This is a genomic window from Paenibacillus sp. TY11 (assembly GCF_059772165.1).
The window spans coordinates 1-21,669 of sequence record NZ_JCBAIQ010000009.1 but is presented as its reverse complement, the minus strand read 5'-3'; the positions used below and the strand labels follow the sequence as shown (position 1 = coordinate 21,669).

Genomic DNA, 21,669 nt, shown 5'->3' with positions numbered 1-21,669 from the left:
GGTTAGCACGTCACACGTCAACTATTACAGGTTTGGCATTGTCGCATTATTCTGTCACACATGGATAAGTAAAATCAGGATTGTTGACGAAATGAAACGAATTATATTGAAAAAATTACGAAAAGTAATTAATGTATATAAGAATAATTGAAAGAACTAAGGAGTGAACTGCGTTGCAACGCGAAATTCAAGTTAATGAAAAGCTTCCGGCAGGACCTGGGTTCCTGCTCAGCGTACAGCATTTGTTTGCCATGTTTGGCAGCACCGTGCTGGTGCCGAATATTTTCGGCGTCGATCCTGGCATGATTTTGCTAATGAACGGTATTGGCACATTGTTGTACATTTGGATCTGCCGTGGCAAAATTCCCGCCTATCTCGGCTCCAGCTTCGCTTTTATCGCTCCCGTCAGTCTTGTGCTTAAAAGCAACCCCGGCAGCAACGGCTATGCTATGGCCCTTGGTGCTTTCATCGTTACAGGTATTATTTTCTGCCTCGTCGCACTGGTGATCAAATATGCCGGAACACGTTGGCTGGACATCGTTTTTCCACCGGCTGTCATGGGCTCCATCGTAGCCTTAATCGGTCTGGAGCTGGTTCCGGTTGCAGCAGGCATGGCAGGCATTATCAATGCCGATCCTACTAAAGCCTGGACTCCAGATCCCAAAACGATTACTCTTTCCCTCGTTACACTCGGAGTCACTGTTCTGGGTGCGGTATTGTTTCGCGGGTTTGCCAAAATCATTCATATTCTGATCGGTATCGTGGTGGGCTATGTGCTTGCTTATTTTATGGGCATGGTCAATACACAAGCCATTGCGGACGCTCCTTTTTTCGGACATCCCGCAATTACCACTCCGGTATTTAATACCTCGGCTATGCTGACGATTCTTCCTGTTGCTCTGGTCGTCATCGTAGAGCATATTGGTCACTTGCTTGTGACTAGCAATATCGTCGGACGCGAGCTTTCCAAAGATCCTGGTCTCCACCGCTCTCTGCTGGGTAACGGTATTTCCACCGTCATTTCCGGTTTTGTCGGTTCTACGCCTAATACGACTTATGGTGAAAATATTGGTGTCATGGCATTAACAAAAGTGTACTCTGTATGGGTCATTGGCGGAGCGGCTGTCATTGCCATCCTGCTGTCCTTCTCAGGCACATTCTCAGCGATTGTTTCTAATATCCCGGCTCCAGTTATGGGCGGCGTATCCTTGCTATTATTCGGTGTCATTGCTGCCTCCGGTCTAAGAATCTTCGTTGAGCAAAAGGTTGATTTCGCCAAGCCAACCAACATGCTGCTTGCGACCATCGTGCTTGTTGTCGGAATCAGCGGTACTACGCTCACTTGGGGCGCTGTCACCTTGAAAGGTATGGCATTGGCTACAATCATCGGCATCATCCTCAGCTTGTTCTTCAAGCTGATTGACGTGCTCGGCTGGTCCAATGATAAAACACAGGAACCTTTAACGGAAAAAACACCAGATTGATACCTGTTTTTAAACTTTAAAACGCCGCTCCATGTAGTCACGGATGAACACGCTCGGGTTGTTTAGACAAACGTGTAATGATCCGTCTCTCATGGAGTCGGCGTTTTTTTATGCACGGCCTTTATTTATTTAAAATAGATATTCCTTCACCTATCTCCAGAGCACCCCATCCACGTTTGTTGCAATTTCCGCTTTAACCCTCGATAAGCAATGATCAGCATTTTGACTTATTTCCGTATCTAGCTTCTGCTTAGCAAAAATATAAGACAAAAAACTGAAATGAACCCAATATGACCACCTCTGCTCCTTTTTTATTGTTCATCTTCATTTTTTGAATTTTTTTATAACTATTTCCAATAAAACAGTTGGTAGTTTGTGATAATCAAACAAAGCTCAAACTTAGAACACCGCTAAACAAAATAGTCCGATGGAGCAACTCTTTAGGTAAAGAGATGTTCCATCGGACTATTTAGGCGATCCATACATAAATATTTCCCGGGAAACCCCGGTTCGAAACAATTAGTACGTAATCAGGGTGAATACATCCACGTCAGGCAGTTTCGCCCGTCCGTTCAGATCAGACAGCTCGATAAGAAAAGCAGCTCCTGCCACATTGCCACCAAGCTGACGTACCAAGTTCACGGATGTAGCAATGGTTCCACCTGTAGCTAGCAGGTCATCCGCAATCAAAACATTTTGACCCGGCTCAATAGCATCCTTATGCATAGCCAGCGTATCCTTGCCATATTCCAAACCGTATGCTTCCTCAATCGTTTCCCCAGGCAGCTTTCCGCTTTTACGAATAGGAATAAAGCCAACGCCAAGCGCATAGGCCAGGGGCGCACCTATGACAAATCCGCGTGCTTCGGGACCCGCAATCAAATCAATTTTTAAATCCGATACCAGTTCCTTCATATCGTTGATAGCCTTGCGGTACAGTTCACCATTTTTCATCAGGGTCGTAATGTCCTTAAAACTAATCCCTGGTTGTGGAAAATCGGAAATCACCCGAATATATTCTTTGTAGTCCAACTTAGTTCCTCCTACTGTAACTTCTAATTAGTGTATACATTTTACAACATAAACTGCGAAGTAGTATCTTAAGACGCACCCTTCATAAGCGACATAATCCAGCTCGTCATCTGGGTGGTGTCCGCATCCAGCAAATACCGCTCCATCTCAGCCATATTATACAATTCCTGATAGCGCGGAGAAGCGGTTAAATCCCGCTTGGGTGGATTGGACACAAAACAGAATTGACCATCTGTACGCGTCATAAACTCAAGATCTTCGAAAATATCCAGTACTTTGGATAACATGCGTACTGAACAGGAACACTGCCGGCTAAGAGCAGGCAGCATTGCTTTTTCATCAATAGGCTGTGTCCCCATTCGGGAAAGCACAACGTAAATACGCTTGAACAGCTCTCTGTCGGGGCTTACGAGCCGACCGCCACGCTCACTGACCGAATGAAGGAGAAATACGTTCTCTACATTCTCAAAGGTAGACCATAATGCCTGGAATTGCTCAGGTGTATCTGGCGGCTCCAGCACGAATAGCGATTTCACAGATTGCTGTGCATCTCTTTGACCATCACTAGGAGTAACGCTGCCATCTTTATCATATAACCATAAGGATTCAGCGTCCACGGAGCCCGATGGACGAAGCCTGGATGACGGATGTATCAACACCGCAACGTCATTCTTTCTTTCCTCTATACGTGGATGAAAGATTTTCAGCCCCCGCTCCAGTTCAGCAAAAGGGTCCGATACTCCACGGTAATCAAAAATTTGCGGCGTCTGCACACGAATGTCCTGCATCATCAGCTGGAGGGACCGTTTACCGTTCCATTCGTTAATTGACAATTCACCCAACAGATCTATCTCCGTTTGTTGCTGTAAAAAATCAGCCAAATCGCCACGCCGGAAGGCAATCGCGTCCAGGGATAAACCGTTCTGCTCCAGCAGGAGCTTCACATGATTTTTCTCACGTCCCATTTTACGAGCCTCGCGCAATTGAAGACCCTGTAATACGAATCGTGGAGAAGGATTCCCCATACCGAAGGGCTGAAGCAATTCCAGTTCTTCAACCACTTGTAAAGATACCTCGTCCAGACGACAGACCATATCGGCCTCAGCTACAGGGATGAGATCTTCCGGTGTCAGAATGGAACCAGCATAGCGGTTCAGCTGCTCTTCAAACAATTCCAGATTGTCACGGGACAGCGTCATACCCGCAGCCGAAGGATGGCCACCAAAATGCTCCATAAGCTCATGGCTATCCGTAAGAGCACTATAAATATCCAATGCGGGAATAGAACGAGCAGAACCTTTGCACGTGCCTGTCTCCGCATCAATGCCAAGAATAATGGTTGGACGATAATAGCGGTCCAATAGCTTGGATGCCACAATTCCAACGACGCCGACATTCCAGCCTTCACCAGCCAACACAATAACAGACGGGAGCTTGCCTCCATTCAGTTTGGATGCCAATTGCTGCTCGGCTTGCTCCACAATACGTTCGACTACCTGTTGACGCTCACGATTGAGCAGGTCCAGCGCATGCGCAAGTTGATCTGCTTCTTCCTCTTTTTCTGTCGTCAGCAGGGAAACAGCTCGTCCCGCATGATCCAGGCGCCCGCTGGCATTAATCCGCGGAGCCAAGGCAAATGCGATGTTGACCGAAGTCACTATAGACATATCCACGCCCGCTACATGGAGCAGCGCCCGAATCCCTGGAAATGCAGAGTTTCTCATGGATTGAATCCCTCTACGTACCATCGTCCGATTTTCACCATGTAATGGCATCAGATCGGCTACCGTACCGATAGCGGCGATTTCAAACCATTCCTCGGGTACCTCACTCAACAGCGCCTGAGCCAGCTTCAGGGCAACACCAACACCTGCAAGGCCTTTAAATGGGTATGGGCAACCGGGTAGCTTCGGATTAATCAAAGTATACGCCTCAGGAAGCACAGCAGGCGGCTCATGATGGTCAGTCACAATAACATCTATCCCTAAGGAAGTCGCATAAGCAATTTGCTCTACTGCACTAATTCCCGTATCCACCGTAATGACCAGCGTAACTCCCTGCTGGTGAGCCCAATCAAGGGCATGGTTGTGCAGACCATATCCCTCATTAGAACGATGGGGAATATAAATATCATAAGAAGCCTTCAGAAAACGCATAAGCTGAATCATCAATGATGTACTGGATACTCCGTCCGCATCATAATCGCCATAGATTAATATATGCTCGCCACGCTCCAGAGCCTGGCGTATTCTCGGCACGGCCTCCTTCATGCCAAGAAGCAGAAAAGGGTCGTGTACATCATCCACGCTTCCGTACAAAAAGCGGTTTGCTTCCCCGGCCGTAGTGACGCCCCGGTTCACTAAAAGCCGGGACAACAATGGTGAAATCCCCAGCTCTTCTGTCAACGACTGAGCCGCTTCCAGCTTAACCTCCGGGGTCTTCCATCTGTACTGCGAATGAAGCAATCCTATTCACCTTTCTTTCATAGTCGCCCTACTTATTGCAGCAAGGACGACACATCATTATCTGGCAGTTCATGATTGGATTTGTAAGGATACCCGGCTTGATAAGAAATGAACTGCATTTGTACATGGGTCACCTGTGGAAAACGGGCTAACAGTAAATTTTTTGCCCGATCAGCAATTTCCTGCGCTTCCTGCACCGTAATCCGGGGGTTGACGCTTATTGTTACATCAACTGTTATGAAATGGCCCGTTTCCTGGGCATGTAAGTGTTCAACCGTTACAATACCATGCACCCGTTGAATCGTCTCCATAAAGCGCTGAGAGTCTTCCTCCTGCAAGGGCTGAGCAGGCACCTGATAAACGGTATTCATTACCATCAGATATCCTTTACGCAACACCAGACAGGCTACCAGCAAAGCTGCGGTTGGATCAAGATATAATAATGCAGGCCATTCCATTGCTTCACCAGTCATTGCGCCGATCATGCCGATCAATGCAATCAACGATGCATACAGCGAGTACCGTTCATGGTTAGCGTACCGATCTGCTTCCGCTTTATGACCATGTTTAATCGAGTAGCGATATTGAAACTGAAATAACGCTTCTCTCAACACCAAAGCAACAAAAACGGTAATTAATGCATACAGACCGGGAGCCTGCGGTTCCGAACTGCTCAATGAGCGAACAGCCGAGATAGCTAGCTGAAGACCGCTCATCAGCACCAAAATAGCCAGCACCACAGATATGACAGTCCGAACTTTTTCACCGTTCCGCAAACGTGCCAGCATTCCGTGCCCTGTACCACCTTTGGAAAACAGAAGCTCCTGCAAACGGGAAGCACTATCCGCAGCCGTGTGCAGTGCATCCCCCAACAACGCCTTGCTGTTTGCTGCATAACCGACGGTTCCCTTTAGAACAGCCAGCGCGAGATTACCTACAATCCCGCTCAACGCCGCAGTTTCCAATGATCGGCTGCGTTCGCTATTCACAACGTTTCCCCCTCAATCCTGAACTAACCATTTCCCGGTAAAGCTCCATTTCAAATATAACCGAACTCCTCAAACAAAACCATTCACATTCAAGTGTCCACTACTGGGCCTTGGCTCAAGGTAAATCTCAAAACCTTAGAAAACCGCGCCCAAGCAGACGCGGCTTCCTCTTTAATTTATACTACTGGTATTTGCGCAACTTAAGATTTTGCAGTTTTGGCCGCGCCACCGCCAGCTGTCGGAGATTTTTGTTTCCCCTTCATAGCCACCCACAGTGGACTGGCAATGAAAATGGAAGAATATGCACCAAACAACAAACCGATGACCATCGCGAGTGAGAACATACGGATCGATTCGCCGCCAAAAATGAACAAACATAAGGAGGCAATAAACACAGTAAACACGGTTGCAAGTGAACGAGTCATTGTCTGCGCAATACTGTGATCGACTACCTGCTCCAAGTCATCCCTGGACTTCTTCTTCGCAAATCGTAGGTTTTCACGAATACGGTCAAAGATAACGACGGTGTCATTTATGGAGAAACCGACAATCGTCAGAATTGCCGTAATAAAGGTCAAATCCACCTCAAGACGGAAAATCGAGAAAATACTGATGACGAGGAAGGCATCATGCAACAACGAAACAATTGCTGCAACGGCAAACCGCCATTCAAAACGGATTGAGATATAAATAGCGATAGCCACAGAAGCCAATAAAATCGCCCATAACGCATTTCGTTCTAGTTCTTGCGCCATTTCCGTATCCACTGTATTGACCTCAAAGGAAGCCTTCGGATCAAGCTCTTTATTAAAAGAAGTCTTAAAGTTATTCACTTGCTGATCCGTCAAAACCTGCGAGAAGCGAATACCGAAGCGTTCTTTACCCGGCGTATAATCAACCTCTTTGCCGATCCCCTGCTCGTTCAGCAAAGTCTGGATCTGTTCTTGTGTAACTACTTTGGTCAGATTGACATCCACATTGGAACCGGAACGGAAATCCACCCCGTAATTCAAACCAAATATCGATAAGCTTAAAATACCAAGCAGTGTGATAATAATCGAGAACGTGTAAAACCACTTGCTCATCTTGATATATTTCAAGTTCCAATTAAAGCGCACTGATATCACTCTCCTTCACACCAAAATACTTTGGCTTCTTCACAGCATCCGCTTTAACCAGCAGATTCAGCAAGAAGCGGGAGAAGAAGATATTCGTCAAAATACTGGTGACAATATCAACGATGAGCACCAGAGCGAATCCTCGAACGGAGCCTGTTCCCAGACCAAACATAACCGCTGCTGCTATAATTGTCGTAACATTGGCATCCATAACGGTACGGAACGAGGCCTTACTACCTGCAATGACAGAAGAACGAATCGTTTTGCCTGACTTGATTTCTTCTTTAATCCGTTCATACGTAATGATATTGGCATCGACCGCCATCCCGATCCCGAGCACGAAGGCTGCAATACCCGGAAGCGTAAGCACGAAACCGCCCAAATAGAAGATCGCAAGCACTACCCAGGTATGAACGATGAGACAGAAGCTAGCCACTAGTCCCGGTACACGGAACATCGCAATCATAAATACCAGAATAATGATCGAGCCGATCAAACCGGCACGGATCGTTTGATCCAGTGACAGTTGACCCAGCGTTGCGCCTACGCTCTGAGAATATTTTTCCGTCAACTTGAGCGGAAGTGCACCCAGATTAATCGTATCCGCCAGTTTGTTCGCTTCATCACGAGTGTAGCTGCCTGTGATAGACGCACTGCCATCCGTCAATTCTCCACGTACTGTAGGTGCAGACAGCAATTCCTGATCCAGGAAAATAGCCAACTCCTTGTTAAGAAGTCGCTTTGTAATCTCTGCAAATTTGGCTTTGTCTTTTACTTTGATACTAATTTCAGGTTGGTTCAGCTGGTCAAAGCCGACAACAGCGCCATTCTCCACAAAATCATTACCGCGAAGCTCAATTTTGCTGTATTGGCCTGGCTTTTTAGCATCCGCTGCCGTTGCACTGCGGAAGGTCAACTCGGCAGGCTTTTTCAGCATGGAGCGGACTTCTGCTTCATTGGAGACACCAGCAAGCCGCACACGAATACGGTTGGTACCCTCCGTTGTTACTTCCGGCTCAGTTGTACCAAGCGCGTTTATCCGTCTCTCCAGACTTTGAGCTGTTTGTATAAGAGACTGTCTGGTTACACTCTGCCCGGCTTCCAAAGGCTGGGCTTCATATAAAATTTCAAAGCCTCCCTTTAAATCGAGGCCTAATTTTAAACTGTTCAGCAGGCCCGGGCTTGTCCCGACCATAACACCAGTAGTTATGAGCACGACCACGATGAAACTTAAAATTCTTTTCATTCCGTCCCATGTTCCCCTTTCATTCTCAATATTCCTATTATAGCTACCCCTCAAAAAGCAGTCAATTTGAACGCAAAAAAAGACCCCCCTCTATTCGAAAGTGGAGCCCCGTAATGCGGACATAGTCAAATAGTTCATAAAGCTCGTCGCTTTAAGGGAAAGTATATCGTTAACGAGCTTGTGCAGCGGAGGAATACCCTCCTTTTCATATTTATGGCTGACGCAATTCCACACGTCCTTACTTGTGACATGCTTATAGCCTACGAGAATCAGCTCGTCCGCCTTACTTTGACATAGCATCTCAATTGCGTCATCCCAGTCCTGCTCATCCAGCTCTTCCATACCCACGATGGCTGTTCCTCCTCCCAGCGACTCCGGTTCCGCAGATCAGCAATTAGCGGGGTTATTGACTGCTTTATAGAACATTTCTGTCCTGATCCTGGAAAACCCTTCTTTTCGTCGAAAATAGCCGTAAATCAACAATATATGCATTCATTTCGTCCGTCAATAGCAGAATTCACCACCCTCCCTCTTATTGCCTTGATCACTTTGTTTCTGAACGGAAAAGCTTGTCATGAACATGGACAGGTCCAGCATATCTTCTAAAGTAACGCATAGACGTAGAATTACATTTTGGGGAAGAGGGAGTTGCGATTGAAAAAGCAGACATTCATCCATGGAGCAATTATTTTATTGGCAGCGGGAATCATCAATCGACTACTAGGTTTTATTCCCCGAATCGCACTCCCGCGCATCATCGGCCCCGAAGGAGTTGGCTTGTATCAGCAGGGGTATCCCTTTTTTATCGTACTGGTGACTCTTATTACCGGGGGTATCCCTCTTGCGGTAGCGAAGCTTGTAGCCGAAGTTGAAACGGCGGGACAACCCGAAATGTCGCGGCGTATTTTGCACACCAGCCTGCGCTTCACCGTTACACTCAGCCTGATCGCCATGGTGCTCTGTCTTGTGTTTGCACCTTGGATCACAAGCCATCTCCTGACCGACAGCCGCGTATACTATACATTTGTGAGCATGAGCCCAATGATTGTCATTGTTGCTGTTTCCTCAGCTTATAGGGGCTATTTTCAGGGAAAACAAAATATGATCCCGTCCGCCAGCTCCTCCATTGCGGAGACTGTCATGCGCATTTTTTGCGTCATTTGGTTTGCTTACTTGTTACTTCCCCATGGGGTAGCCTACGCTGCTGCAGGTGCCATGCTCGGTGCTCTGGCGGGTGAATTCATTGGTATGATTGTGCTGCTATGGCAATACGCGTGGAACCAGCGAAAAGATCGCATCCTTCAACCGAAGGCATCTTTACCCTCTGAGGTTCATCCCGAGCAGTCATCCATTTTGTCACGTCTTATGTCTATATCCGTTCCCGTTACTGCCGGAAGGCTTGTCGGTTCGTTATCCTATTTGCTCGAATCTATCTTATGCATGCGCAGCCTCGCCGTAGCAGGCATTGCAACTGGCGTGGCAACCGCACAATATGGAGCCATGCAGGGCATGGTCATTCCTGTGTTATTACTACCCGGTGTCCTTACCAGTTCGCTAGCGGTTTCACTCGTCCCTTCGTTATCCGAAGCGGCTGCCAAAGGGCATATTACAGCCATTCACAAACGTTTGCATCAATCGCTTCGACTCGCTTTGGTTGCAGGAGCCCCATTTGCCGTTATCATGTATGTATTGGCAGAGCCTCTGTGTTTGCTACTCTACAATAATGGCGATATTGCAGGTATGCTTAAGCTCATGGCACCCTTTGCTCTTTTTATGTACATTCAGGCCCCGCTTCAGGCAGCACTTCAGGCGTTAGATCGTCCTGGAAGTGCCTTATTGAATACCTTTATCGGAGCCGTCATCAAAATTGTGCTGATTGTCTGGCTTGCTTCCCAGCCTCAGTACGGTATCTACGGAGCTGTCATCGCCATTTGTATTAACAGTGCTATTGTTACCCTCCTACATGGCTTCAGTGTCAGCAGACTGCTTCGCTTTCGTGTACGTTTGCTCGATTTCTGGAAAACCGGGATGGGCATGATCATCATGGCGGCTGCGGTATTATATACCTATAGACATCTAACGTTGTTCGATCAAATGTGGCTTCAGTTTATTTTTGCCGCAGGCTTGGGAATTATACTGTACCTTTTCCTGATGACCTCAATCAAAATGATTGACTGGGACAATCTTACACGCATTCCCATTCTGAGAAGATGGTTTAAAGCCAAAGAAATCTAATCGAAAATCTAATCCGAAGATTCCCCATAGGCTGGTGGTGTAATATACACATCACCTCTATGGTTAACCGAGCATAAGAAAACATCCTTAAAATCTTTGTGTCCCTTCGCTTGAATCTGATTTTTAAGCCAAAAACGGTTCATATCCATCCGTTCCAAATTTCGGTCCAACACCTTGCCGTCCATAATTAATGGAATAGGCAGTCCCTCATATCTAAACTTTCCGCCGATTTGCGGAGAGGGATGGACTTTATTCACTTGTTGCTCTTTGTTTGTCAAATCTCTTTCGCTTAGTTCCTGCTTCATTTTTTCGTGTTCAGCTCTAACGTTATCATCCCTGCTTATAACCGTGAGCTTACCTGTCGTTTCTAAAATGACATATTCAACTTCATCCAGACTTTCTATATTTTGTTCGCGAAGTTGTAACAGCAAGTCATCTAAATTGTAACGTTGCTTAACCATTTCGTCCTTGTTTATTTGTCCATCGGAGTACAATACACTGGGCCTACCATCGAATAGTAAGCGCAGACGCCGACTTTTCAGACTGAAATAGGAAATCCCGATTTGCAAAATTAACAGCACTCCTAAAGGAATCAACCCTTCATAAAGTGGACGTTTTATATCCTCCAGGCTGAATACAGCAATTTCCGCAATCATAATGGATATTACGAGATCGAAAACAGACAATTTTCCGATCTCCCTTTTACCCATCAAACGCATCACCAGATATACAATAAAATACATGAGCAGCGTCCGAAAAATATGAGCAAAAATTTCGTGACTCAATATGTTCGCCTCCTCTCCTGTACTTGCGACAAGACATTAGTCGTTCATTGTACACGTATTCTGACCGTTCCTCACATGGCTCATACAAAAAACAAAAGGCTAAATTATTGAAATAAAGAAAAAGTCTGCTTACGACTTGGTACTAAGCCGGGAGGCTTGGCCATAGAATGATAATAGTTCAAACCTTGGTACAGGAGGAATTATCAATGGAGCTCATTCGCCGCTGGTGTTCGTTTCGTCTGGCCCATCCCATTTTATCCGGCTTATTTTATGCTTTTGCATGGATGCTGCTTGGCGCATTGATTCTTTCACTACTCTTGTGGCTGACACAGATGCAGGAACAGGACTTATCATTGTATACGTACATCGTCCACGCATTCGCCATGCTATCTGGCGGCTTCGTCGCCGGTAAAAGATCCACGAACAAAGGCTGGTATCAAGGCGGTATTACAGGCATCCTGTATGGACTAATCGTTCTTCTGGTCGGTTTTCTGGCATTGGATGCGGGCATGAACGGCAAGGACCTGTTACACTTAGGAGTCGCGTTTGTCATAGGCGCAGGTGGCGGGATGTTCGGCATTAACCTCAGCAAATAATCAAAATGTATGTGCCCATGTTATGAAACAACACAAAAAAACCGAGCCCCCTCAAAGGCTCGGTTTTTGCATATCGGTCATCAGCATTTTACGATTTGGAAACAACTTCCTCAGATGCCGTATCTTTTGCAATCGCATTGCTGATTGCACTACGGTCAAAGGTCAGCTTCGTGACATCATTCACACGCAAAACTACTACATCATCCGTAATCTCCACAATTGTACCGTGAAGACCTCCGATCGTAATCACTTTATCTCCCTTTTTCAAAGCTTGAAGCATCGTTTGACGCTGCTTTTGTTTTTTCTGATTCGGACGAATCAGCAAGAAATAGAAGATCACAAACATCAGAGCCAGTGGCCAGATCATTTGAAAAAGTCCGCCAGTTCCAGCGGGTGCAGCAGCGGCTGTAGCAAAATGAAACATGTTAAATCCCCCTTTCGTATACTCTCCCTAAAACTTAAAAGCCTTTATCATTATCATGAAGACCGTACTGCTCAAAAAATTCATCGCGGAAATCAAGCAGCCTGTCATCCATAATCGCTTGTCTGACATTACGCATCAATTGAATTAAGAAATGCAAATTATGATACGTTGTCAGTCTGAGCCCGAAGGTTTCATCCGCTTTAATCAAATGTCGCAAGTAAGCACGTGAATAATTGCGACAGGTATAACAATCACAAGCCGGATCAAGCGGGCCAAAATCGCTTGCATATTGGGCATTGCGAACGACAAGACGACCTTGGCTGGTCATCGTTGTCCCGTTGCGAGCAATTCGCGTTGGAAGTACACAATCAAACATATCCACACCACGGATAGCGCCTTCAACCAAGGCATCCGGAGAACCTACGCCCATCAAATATCTTGGCTTGTTGGTGGGAAGCAGAGGAAGCGTGTAATCAAGCACTTCATACATCAAATGCTTCGGCTCACCTACGCTCAGTCCACCAATAGCATACCCCGGGAAATCCATGGAAGTCAAATCCGCTGCACTTTGCTTGCGCAGATCTTCATGCATACCTCCTTGAACTATGGCAAACAACCCTTGATCATGAGGACGCGCGTGTGCCTCCAAACAACGCTCAGCCCAACGGCTGGTGCGTTCCAACGATTTTTTCACATACTCATATTCAGCCGGAAACGGCGGACATTCATCGAAGGCCATCATAATATCCGAGCCAAGCGAGTTTTGAATTTCCATCGCCACTTCCGGCGAAAGAAACTTCTTATCTCCATTCAGATGGGAACGAAAATGAACGCCCTCCTCCGTAATTTTACGCATTTCACTCAATGAGAACACTTGAAACCCACCGCTGTCCGTTAGTATAGGGCGATCCCAATTCATGAACTTGTGCAGTCCGCCCGCTTCACGGATAATATCGTGGCCGGGACGAAGAAACAGATGGTACGTGTTACTCAAAATAATTTGAGCATCCATCGCTTTCAGTTCCTCAGGACTCATCGTTTTAACAGTAGCTTGAGTTCCCACAGGCATAAAGGTTGGTGTCTCAATAACTCCATGAGGTGTGTGTACACGCCCGAGACGGGCTCCCGATTGTTTACAGGTTTTAATATGCTCGTATCTTATTGCTGGTGCCATATTTTCTCTACCATCCTTAATTAATAAATGAACATTGCGTCCCCGAAGCTGAAAAACCGATATTTTCGGTCAATCGCCTCCTGGTAAGCATGCATAATATTCTCCCTGCCCGCCAGTGCGCTGACCAGCATTACCAAGGTGGATTTAGGCAAATGAAAATTCGTAATCATCGCATCCACCACGCGGAATTCATAGCCTGGATAAATAAAAATCTGTGTCCAGCCACTGCTAGCCTGTAATACTCCATCTACGAATTTATTACCTACCGTTTCCAGCGTCCGGCAACTGGTCGTTCCCACCGCCACGACTCTTCCGCCGCGCGCCTTGGTTTCATTGAGTATATCCGCCGTTTCCTGCGACAATGAATAATATTCTTCGTGCATCACATGCTCTTCAATCGTATCCACGGACATCGGTCTGAACGTCCCTAAACCGACATGAAGTGTGATAAAGGCAACGGTAACGCCCTTCTCTCTAATTTGGTCCAGCAATTCTTCTGTAAAATGCAGCCCTGCCGTTGGAGCCGCAGCAGAACCTTCATGCCGAGCATAAACTGTCTGATAACGCTCACGATCATCCAGTTGCTCCTTGATATATGGCGGAAGCGGCATCTGACCCAGACGGTCCAGGATCTCCTGAAAAATACCATCATATGAAAATGAAAGCACCCTTCCGCCCATATCTCCTTCTTCCTCAATAACTGCTTTCAGCTCATCACCGAAAACGATAACAGCTCCCTTTTTCAGCTTTTTACCGGGTTTCACCAATGCTTCCCATCGGTCCCCTTGCAGTTGCTTAAGCAGTAAAACCTCGGCCTTAGCTCCCGTGTCTTCCTTGATCCCGAACAAGCGTGCAGGAATCACTCTCGTATCGTTCAACACCAGCGTATCCCCTGGCTGAAGATACTGCACAATATCGGAAAATGTATGATGACCCACTTCACCGTTATTTTTGTTCAATGTTAGTAATCTGGAAGCGCTCCGATCAAGCAAAGGCGTCTGTGCAATTAATGTTTCAGGTAGTTCAAAATCGTAGTCGTTTACGTTCATATATTGGTCAGTCCTTAACTATATCCACATTTTTATAATAGTGTTGCAAAATTTTCTTGTAATCATACCCCTGCTCGGCCAAACCGTTGGCACCCCATTGTGATAAGCCCAAACCATGACCATTCCCTTTGCCTGTAAAAATAAAGCTTTGTGTTTTGTCAATGACTCGTGCATGACGATCATCATTCATGACGATCACCCCGTTACCACTTGAAATGCTGCTACCAGAAGACGACAAGATTTGAGTGCCTTGTGTACCACTTACATGAGAAGTAGCCCCATCAGCGCCTAGTACAGTATAACTGCCGGTACTCGCAATATCAAACAGTGTGCTCGGGAGCCCTCCCATCGCTGAGCGATACATATCCGGATATTTCACTTTCAAAGGTGATCCGTTCGCTTCAACCTCCAACACTCGCCCTGACGGACCACGCTTGGTGACATCGAGGTGATTAATAGAGGACGGTACTGTGCCCGTTACTTTCCCTTGTAAGGATTTAGCAATCTGGGCTGCCGTAAAGGGTCCCCGCACCCATGCATAGTCTCCGGATTGAGGCACCTTTTCCAAAACAATCATCTCTTCACCCGGCTGCGCCTTAGCTATTGGCGCAGCAGTTGATTGGATTTGGGGAATAGGACGTACATTTGTATTTTCCGCAGTGACGGTGATTTTGTCTAACCCCGCTTCCGTGACTCCCTCCAGTTCCTTGGCATTATCCTCACGAATATAACCAGTCTTGCCGCTTGACAGAAGTACATGATACCACTCCTGTGCTCCTTTTTGCGCCGAAGTATCTCCCGAGCTGTCTATGCTGGCAAACGCTTCGCCACCACTGTTCCACACCTCGGAAGCATCTGCTGTCACACCGCCCGCATTAGATGAAAATACAGCTTCGACCACTTTCCCGCCACTTTTAATTACTTCACCAGCCGTTGCATCTACAGCCTCGTTGACATTCGCATGTTCCGAGCTCTTACCGTTGTATGCCTGGCTTAACGTTCCATCTACCACGTTGCCGATTTGAAACCGATTGCCTTGGGCAAGCGCATAGCTGCGAGCCGCTACCGCTTGAGCCTTGAGAGCTTCGTCTGGCCATGAGGAATAGACCTCTGCTCCTACCACGGAATACAAATACTGCTCCATAGGGACTTCATTTACAAGCGCCAGCTGTCCTGACGTTATGCCAATCTCCATGTCTCCGCGATATGTACGCTGTGATCTTTCGACCACTTGAATTCCATTATTACCGCCGTTGACAATTACCTTGCTATTATCAGAACCACTTAACATGTAATGAGACATCACCTGCGAGCCTGTCGTTACTCCTGCTTCCTGTCTTATGATGAGGCCGGTTTGAGTAGCATTAACTTTAGAAAGCGTGAGTCTGGGCTGCTTGCTCTCCAACTCTGTTTTCAAAGCCGACAGCTTGCTGTCATTACTTTCTTCTCCAACCCACACAGCATACTGACCTCTTGATTGAATCACAGTAAAAGCATCAAAGCCTGCGGCAGCAATTGTCGTTCGAACGAGATTAGCCTCCTGCTCGCTTCCGTAGCTTCCCGTAGACCAATGCTTGTTTCCCTTAACCTCGGCCTGCGCTCCGGTTGCGGAAGAAATCCGCTGTACAGCAGCCTGTGCGGCCTGTTCACTTGCATATATTCCCGCATATACCTGATAGACAGAGCTACCGTTTTTTGAACCGATAAAAACCGTAGGTTTATCATTGGTCTTTTGCAGTACTTGAGCCGCTTTTATCGCAGCTGCTTCATTTCCTTCAAGTACCTTCACACGATAGCTGTCTACACTAAAACGAGCCGTGCTGTCCGGTAGTCCCATCCAAGCCTGAAAACTGCCTCCACTGTTCTGTCCGACACTCAGACCCCCTGATGATTTCAAGGTTACAGCGGGGACTGTCGCTTTATATTTGCTACCTAGATCCGCAAAGATCACTACACGAATATCCTCTTGGATGGCAGCAGCGTGAACACCCGAAGACCAGGGTATGCAAACTGTAGCTAATACCATAATCGCTGCTGCTCGTTTGGCCCGGCCCGTCCATGCACCGAAAATCCTTTTTCGGTTCAATGCTTCTCCACTCATTTCTGGCTCCCCCAATTCTAGCTGTCTAGCACTTATATTGGTGATTTATCGGGATCTCGACCCTTGTCTGTCCCTTTAAATACATCGGCGTAATAAACCAAAATTTTGAACCCGCTCGAATCTTACTTACACACTCTCTTTCATCAATCCATCCGTCCCGCCAATATCCTATTCACCATAGTTGCGCTGGAATGATTATTAAAAGTACACCATTCCTAATCACCGTGGATCCGTTGGCATGGGAATTCCAAGATGAGCATATGCCGCCGGAGTCACCGTTCGTCCCCGAGGTGTTCTTTGTAAAAGACCAATTTGTAACAAATAGGGCTCGTACACATCCTCAATCGTCTGGCTCTCCTCACCAATGGTTGCAGCAATTGTGTCCAATCCTACAGGTCCGCCTCGGAATGAATGAATCATTGCCTTAAGCATTTTATGATCAATTTCATCCAGCCCGAGTGGATCTATTTGAAGTCTCTTTAGCGCCTCTGCGGCCAACTCTGAATGAATGATACCGTCTCCGGCAACTTGGGCAAAATCACGCACCCTTTTTAACAGTCGGTTAGCAATCCGCGGTGTCCCCCGTGAACGCAATGCGATTTCCTCCGCCGCATCCCCGACAATCTCAATCTCCATAATATCCGCGTTCCTGGACACGATGTAAGCCAGCTCGTCTGTCGTATAAAACTCTAACCGACTAATAACACCAAATCGGTCACGCAATGGCGCAGAAAGCAGCCCAGCGCGCGTAGTAGCCCCTATAAGGGTGAAAGGCGGTAAATCCAGACGGACCGAACGCGCACTCGGGCCTTTGCCAATCATAATGTCCAGCGCAAAATCCTCCATCGCCGGATACATGACTTCTTCCACCGTACGATGGAGGCGATGAATCTCATCAATGAACAAAACATCACCCTCTTGAAGATTGGTCAGCAATGCTGCCAAATCTCCGGGTCTTTCAATTGCAGGACCTGAAGTCGTACGCAAATTAACCCCCAACTCATTGGCGATAATGTTAGCAAGAGTCGTTTTACCCAATCCAGGCGGTCCGTACAACAGTACATGGTCCAGCGCTTCTTTACGCATCTTGGCCGCTTCAATATATATTTTCAGATTTTCCTTAACCTGATTCTGCCCGATATATTCATTTAGATAACGGGGGCGAAGGCTTAGCTCCGCCGTCTGGTCTTCCATCATCAAATTGGCGGAAATAATCCGGTCATCCATATTCCATCGCTCCTCTTTTCACCAGACTTATGTTAATGGACATCAGCGTCCTATCCGGCAAACAACAGTTGCAAAGCCCGCTTCATCAAAATGTCGGCAGATTCATCAGGTTTCGCATCTTTCTTCATTCTGCTCCATACCTTATCCAACTCAGAATCAGTGTAACCGAGCGCCTTGAGCGCCTCGCGTGCCTCGCCCCAATACGAACTTTCGCCCTCTTCTACGACAGGTTCCGCAAACAATCCGGTCGCCATCCCCAACGAGCCAATACCGTCCAGCTTATCTTTCAAATCCAGAATCATACGTTGTGCCGTCTTTTTACCGATCCCCGGTAATTTTGTGAGAAATGTGATATTCTCCTGATAAATCGCCGTCACCACATGAGCAGGTGTACCGCCTCCTAAAATACCAAGCGCCACACGCGGTCCAATGCCGGATACATCAATCAGTTTACGGAACAGCTGCTGCTCCTCACGGGTCGCAAAACCGAACAGTGAAATAGCATCCTCCCTCACATGATGGTGAATGTAAATAACCACTGGCCCTTCTGTTTTGGCGAAGGCGTAAGGATTCGGACAAAATACCCGGTACCCTACACCCTGCACGTCTAAAACGACATATTCATTTTCCAAATGGGCCACAGAACCACGCAAGAAATCTATCATTTTCGCAATACCTCATTTAATTTTGAATTTAGTCCATAGGAATGCGCATGACAAATAGCCACCGCCAAAGCATCCGCTACATCGTCCGGTTTGGGCACAGCTTGAAGCTTTAGAAACATTCTAACCATTTCCTGTACCTGTTTCTTCTCAGCCTTACCATATCCTACAATAGCCTGCTTTACCTGCATCGGCGTGTATTCCCCTATAGGCAAATTACGTTGTTTTGCAGCCAGCACCAGCACCCCACGTGCCTGACTTACAGACATAGCGGTTGTAACGTTGCGATTAAAAAAGAGCTTCTCCAGTGCTACCGCATCAGGCTTATATTTATCAATTAATTGCAACATGCCTTCGTACACATGAAGCAGCCTTTCTTCTTCTGGTGTATGGGCCTCCGTCTGGATGCAGCCATACTGCACAGGAACCACCTTACTGCCAATCTTGTCTACAAACCCGAAGCCCACAATGGCAATACCCGGATCAATTCCTAGAAAACGCAAAAAAATCTCTCCTCTATCGCTTAAACATGGCGTAACTAACCAACAGCGAGCGCTATCTTTAAATCATGGCCAAGCACCATACAAAGCGAACATATGTGTCGTTCTTTTCATTATAACAAAACTTTGTATCTAATAGAGGAAAAAATTTAACCGTGAGTGAAAACATAAAAAGAGACGCTACAAACCTCACCTCATGGGCAAAGCCTAACGTCTCCGTACTTGTAATCAATAGTGCTGCTTTAATACCCTCTGTGTTCGCTCCACCGCAAAGTCACTAAAAGTGGAGATTACACTGTTATACTCGTTCATATCCTGTACACGGATTCCCTGCTGAAGTTGTTTATACACCCCTTCTGGCAAGGCCGTCTCCATGGAGCCCACGTCCAATTGAAAAAAAGTGCGGATAACTTTCTCCTTTTTAGGCAGCCCTTCAAACAATGTAAGCTGGCCATCCGTGCTCAACCCCATGTAGCCACGCTCTTTGCATGACTCCGACAAGTCTTCAACCCTCCGCTCGAGCCACACCTCTCCTTTGGTATTAAGTCGTCCCTTCCAATCGGGATGTTGCTTCAGTAAGCTCTCTAGCTGCTGCGAACTTAGCGTTCCCAAGGAAATTGTTTCCGTACCACACACGTAGGTGGTTAACAGACGGGTCTTCCTGCTTATACCGGAAGTACGAATGCTTTGCAATAGTTGCATCTGTGAGGATCGATCTTCGGTCGGAGTCATATGTGAAGACTCCTCCATATCCACCTCTGCCATAACGGTAGTAGCGAGTGGCTGTGACAGCATAGCCTGCATATGATTTGAAAACAGAATACCCAAACCTGCCAGCAGACAAGCCGCACCAAAAATGGTACAGGCCCACACTGTTCTTCTCCACTGCTTCCAGCGCCGTTTCATCTGTTTTTTCCAACTTAATCGCTTCACAGTAATCCCTTCCGTCCCACTTTTTGTGTTAGTGTGACCTGACGATTACTGATTTATGCAACAAGGTAATAATATAATAAAAAAAGTCGCTGCTTCCAGCGACTTTCCTTTTAAATCGGGATGACACGATTTGAACATGCGACCCCCTGGTCCCAAACCAGGTGCTCTACCAAGCTGAGCTACATCCCGAAATAGATGCCGGTGAGAGGACTCGAACCTCCACGGTTTCCCTCACGATTTTGAGTCGCGCGCGTCTGCCAATTCCGCCACACCGGCTTATGAAGTTAATGGCGCGCCCTGAGAGATTCGAACTCCCGGCCTTTTGATTCGTAGTCAAACGCTCTATCCAGCTGAGCTAAGGGCGCAAATATGGAGCGGACGACGGGAATCGAACCCGCGACCCTCGCCTTGGCAAGGCGATGCTCTACCGCTGAGCCACGTCCGCAATATAATTATTCCATGACATATAAGTTCATGAATGGTGAGCCATGAAGGACTCGAACCTTCGACACCCTGATTAAAAGTCAGGTGCTCTACCAACTGAGCTAATGGCTCCCAACAGGGTAATGTAACTTTGTGAAAATGGCGGAACTGACGGGATTCGAACCCGCGATCTCCTGCGTGACAGGCAGGCATGTTAGGCCTCTACACCACAGTTCCATAGTAGTTTCCATTAAAAAATTAATTGGTTGCGGGGGCAGGATTTGAACCTGCGACCTTCGGGTTATGAGCCCGACGAGCTACCGAACTGCTCCACCCCGCGATAATGTTAGGGAATGCTATTAAAAATAAATGGTGGAGGCTGAGGGGATCGAACCCCCGACCCTCTGCTTGTAAGGCAGATGCTCTCCCAGCTGAGCTAAGCCTCCATATTACTTATGACCCGTAGGGGATTCGAACCCCTGTTACCTCCGTGAAAGGGAGGTGTCTTAACCCCTTGACCAACGGGCCATGCAATAAAATAATTCTGGCGGAGAGAGAGGGATTCGAACCCTCGAGACGCTTTTGGCGCCTACACGATTTCCAATCGTGCTCCTTCGGCCAACTCGGACACCTCTCCACATGGCTCCCCGAACAGGACTCGAACCTGTGACAACTCGATTAACAGTCGAGTGCTCTACCAACTGAGCTATCAGGGAATAATAATCATAAAACTCTGCTTGGCGGCGTCCTACTCTCCCAGGACCCTGCGGTCCAAGTACCATCGGCGCTGGAGGGCTTAACGGTCGTGTTCGGGATGGGTACGCGTGGAACCCCTCCGCTATCGCCACCAAACATGAATTTACACCGTAAATTCTACCGTATTGAAATTCGGTTCATCACAATCGTGTGAATGAACTTCAATGCGTATTTCGTATGTCTCTTGTACATACTTTCAAGGTGTTACACCCTGAAAACTGGATCCGAAACTCATTTGCGTTTTATTCTTTAGGATAAGCCCTCGACCGATTAGTATTGGTCAGCTCCATGCATTACTGCACTTCCACCCCCAACCTATCTACCTCGTCGTCTTCAAGGGGTCTTACATACTGGGAAATCTCATCTTGAGGGGGGCTTCACGCTTAGATGCTTTCAGCGCTTATCCCTTCCGTACATAGCTACCCAGCGGTGCTCCTGGCGGAACAACTGGTACACCAGCGGTACGTCCA

The 21,669-nt window shown here is 47.1% G+C and carries 18 protein-coding genes, 11 tRNA genes and 2 rRNA genes; 3 read left to right on the top strand and 28 right to left on the bottom strand.

The features are described from left to right. Positions 1-173: 173 nt before the first annotated feature. Positions 174-1,484 carry a uracil permease gene (uraA, locus tag AC6EJC_RS11805; protein WP_444954123.1) on the top strand — a complete coding sequence of 437 codons (1,311 nt, stop codon included), beginning with the start codon at positions 174-176 and terminating at the stop codon, positions 1,482-1,484. 519 nt (positions 1,485-2,003) lie between these two features. Here uraA and AC6EJC_RS11800 read toward each other — a convergent pair. From AC6EJC_RS11800 to AC6EJC_RS11775, 6 genes are all read right to left on the bottom strand, one after another. Continuing rightward, a complete protein-coding gene (locus tag AC6EJC_RS11800) occupies positions 2,004-2,516 on the bottom strand; it encodes an adenine phosphoribosyltransferase (RefSeq protein WP_029514814.1) in 513 nt (170 codons plus the stop codon). A 68-nt stretch (positions 2,517-2,584) separates the two neighbouring features. Further along, positions 2,585-4,981 carry a single-stranded-DNA-specific exonuclease RecJ gene (gene recJ, locus AC6EJC_RS11795; protein ID WP_444954122.1) on the bottom strand — a complete coding sequence of 799 codons (2,397 nt, stop codon included), beginning with the start codon at positions 4,979-4,981 and terminating at the stop codon, positions 2,585-2,587. Positions 4,982-5,013: 32 nt separating this feature from the next. Continuing rightward, positions 5,014-5,970: a cation diffusion facilitator family transporter gene (locus AC6EJC_RS11790; protein ID WP_444954121.1), complete on the bottom strand. Its 957-nt coding sequence runs from the start codon at positions 5,968-5,970 to the stop codon at positions 5,014-5,016. A 200-nt stretch (positions 5,971-6,170) separates the two neighbouring features. Further along, entirely contained in the window at positions 6,171-7,088 is a 918-nt protein-coding gene (gene secF / locus AC6EJC_RS11785) for a protein translocase subunit SecF (RefSeq protein WP_444954120.1), read from the bottom strand. Next, positions 7,078-8,334, bottom strand: a complete 1,257-nt coding sequence (gene secD / locus AC6EJC_RS11780) for a protein translocase subunit SecD (RefSeq protein WP_444954119.1) — start codon at positions 8,332-8,334, stop codon at positions 7,078-7,080. The genes secF and secD overlap by 11 nt, the downstream gene beginning before the upstream one ends. 90 nt (positions 8,335-8,424) lie before the next feature. Beyond that, on the bottom strand, positions 8,425-8,682 hold the full coding sequence (locus tag AC6EJC_RS11775; RefSeq protein WP_444954118.1) for a post-transcriptional regulator: 258 nt from the start codon (positions 8,680-8,682) through the stop codon (positions 8,425-8,427). A 306-nt stretch (positions 8,683-8,988) separates the two neighbouring features. Between AC6EJC_RS11775 and spoVB the strand changes: the two genes are divergently transcribed. Continuing rightward, on the top strand, positions 8,989-10,569 hold the full coding sequence (spoVB, locus tag AC6EJC_RS11770; RefSeq protein ID WP_444954117.1) for a stage V sporulation protein B: 1,581 nt from the start codon (positions 8,989-8,991) through the stop codon (positions 10,567-10,569). Positions 10,570-10,577: 8 nt separating this feature from the next. On the opposite strand, the gene AC6EJC_RS11765 is transcribed toward spoVB, so the two are convergent. Continuing rightward, positions 10,578-11,354 (bottom strand): YetF domain-containing protein, encoded by a 777-nt coding sequence (locus AC6EJC_RS11765; RefSeq protein WP_444954116.1) that lies wholly within the window; start codon positions 11,352-11,354, stop codon positions 10,578-10,580. 206 nt (positions 11,355-11,560) lie between these two features. Between AC6EJC_RS11765 and AC6EJC_RS11760 the strand changes: the two genes are divergently transcribed. After that, entirely contained in the window at positions 11,561-11,950 is a 390-nt protein-coding gene (locus AC6EJC_RS11760; protein WP_444954115.1) for a TIGR04086 family membrane protein, read from the top strand. A gap of 88 nt (positions 11,951-12,038) precedes the next feature. Here the strand turns inward: AC6EJC_RS11760 and yajC are convergent, their stop codons facing one another. The 21 genes from yajC to AC6EJC_RS11655 form a co-directional block, all read right to left on the bottom strand. Beyond that, on the bottom strand, positions 12,039-12,374 hold the full coding sequence (gene yajC / locus AC6EJC_RS11755; RefSeq protein ID WP_444954114.1) for a preprotein translocase subunit YajC: 336 nt from the start codon (positions 12,372-12,374) through the stop codon (positions 12,039-12,041). Positions 12,375-12,408: 34 nt separating this feature from the next. Continuing rightward, entirely contained in the window at positions 12,409-13,548 is a 1,140-nt protein-coding gene (gene tgt, locus AC6EJC_RS11750; RefSeq protein ID WP_444954113.1) for a tRNA guanosine(34) transglycosylase Tgt, read from the bottom strand. Between the two features lie 20 nt (positions 13,549-13,568). After that, the gene (gene queA / locus AC6EJC_RS11745) at positions 13,569-14,597 is read right to left on the bottom strand and encodes a tRNA preQ1(34) S-adenosylmethionine ribosyltransferase-isomerase QueA (protein ID WP_444954112.1); all 1,029 of its coding nucleotides are present in this window, start codon (positions 14,595-14,597) and stop codon (positions 13,569-13,571) included. Between the two features lie 7 nt (positions 14,598-14,604). Beyond that, a complete protein-coding gene (locus AC6EJC_RS11740) occupies positions 14,605-16,698 on the bottom strand; it encodes a SpoIID/LytB domain-containing protein (RefSeq protein WP_444954111.1) in 2,094 nt (697 codons plus the stop codon). Positions 16,699-16,917: 219 nt separating this feature from the next. Further along, on the bottom strand, positions 16,918-17,925 hold the full coding sequence (gene ruvB / locus AC6EJC_RS11735) for a Holliday junction branch migration DNA helicase RuvB (protein WP_025716928.1): 1,008 nt from the start codon (positions 17,923-17,925) through the stop codon (positions 16,918-16,920). A gap of 50 nt (positions 17,926-17,975) precedes the next feature. Then, positions 17,976-18,590 carry a Holliday junction branch migration protein RuvA gene (gene ruvA, locus AC6EJC_RS11730; protein ID WP_444954110.1) on the bottom strand — a complete coding sequence of 205 codons (615 nt, stop codon included), beginning with the start codon at positions 18,588-18,590 and terminating at the stop codon, positions 17,976-17,978. Continuing rightward, positions 18,587-19,090, bottom strand: a complete 504-nt coding sequence (ruvC, locus tag AC6EJC_RS11725; RefSeq protein WP_025716926.1) for a crossover junction endodeoxyribonuclease RuvC — start codon at positions 19,088-19,090, stop codon at positions 18,587-18,589. The genes ruvA and ruvC overlap by 4 nt, the downstream gene beginning before the upstream one ends. 225 nt (positions 19,091-19,315) lie before the next feature. Continuing rightward, positions 19,316-20,020: a BofC C-terminal domain-containing protein gene (locus AC6EJC_RS11720; RefSeq protein WP_444954109.1), complete on the bottom strand. Its 705-nt coding sequence runs from the start codon at positions 20,018-20,020 to the stop codon at positions 19,316-19,318. A gap of 115 nt (positions 20,021-20,135) precedes the next feature. After that, positions 20,136-20,209: transfer RNA gene (locus tag AC6EJC_RS11715), tRNA-Pro, on the bottom strand. Positions 20,210-20,216: 7 nt separating this feature from the next. Beyond that, positions 20,217-20,296: transfer RNA gene (locus tag AC6EJC_RS11710), tRNA-Leu, on the bottom strand. Positions 20,297-20,308: 12 nt separating this feature from the next. Further along, positions 20,309-20,385, bottom strand: a tRNA-Arg gene (locus AC6EJC_RS11705). A 5-nt stretch (positions 20,386-20,390) separates the two neighbouring features. Beyond that, a tRNA-Gly gene (locus tag AC6EJC_RS11700) sits at positions 20,391-20,465 on the bottom strand. Positions 20,466-20,499: 34 nt separating this feature from the next. Continuing rightward, positions 20,500-20,575: transfer RNA gene (locus AC6EJC_RS11695), tRNA-Lys, on the bottom strand. 28 nt (positions 20,576-20,603) lie between these two features. After that, positions 20,604-20,680 (bottom strand) — tRNA-Asp (locus AC6EJC_RS11690). Positions 20,681-20,706: 26 nt separating this feature from the next. Then, positions 20,707-20,783 (bottom strand) — tRNA-Met (locus tag AC6EJC_RS11685). Positions 20,784-20,813: 30 nt separating this feature from the next. Then, positions 20,814-20,889: transfer RNA gene (locus AC6EJC_RS11680), tRNA-Val, on the bottom strand. A 10-nt stretch (positions 20,890-20,899) separates the two neighbouring features. After that, positions 20,900-20,971, bottom strand: a tRNA-Glu gene (locus tag AC6EJC_RS11675). 17 nt (positions 20,972-20,988) lie between these two features. Beyond that, positions 20,989-21,080: transfer RNA gene (locus AC6EJC_RS11670), tRNA-Ser, on the bottom strand. A gap of 3 nt (positions 21,081-21,083) precedes the next feature. Continuing rightward, positions 21,084-21,159 (bottom strand) — tRNA-Asn (locus AC6EJC_RS11665). 19 nt (positions 21,160-21,178) lie between these two features. Continuing rightward, positions 21,179-21,295, bottom strand: a 5S ribosomal RNA gene (rrf, locus tag AC6EJC_RS11660). A gap of 154 nt (positions 21,296-21,449) precedes the next feature. Continuing rightward, positions 21,450-21,669: ribosomal RNA gene (locus tag AC6EJC_RS11655) — 23S ribosomal RNA — on the bottom strand; the annotation flags it as partial.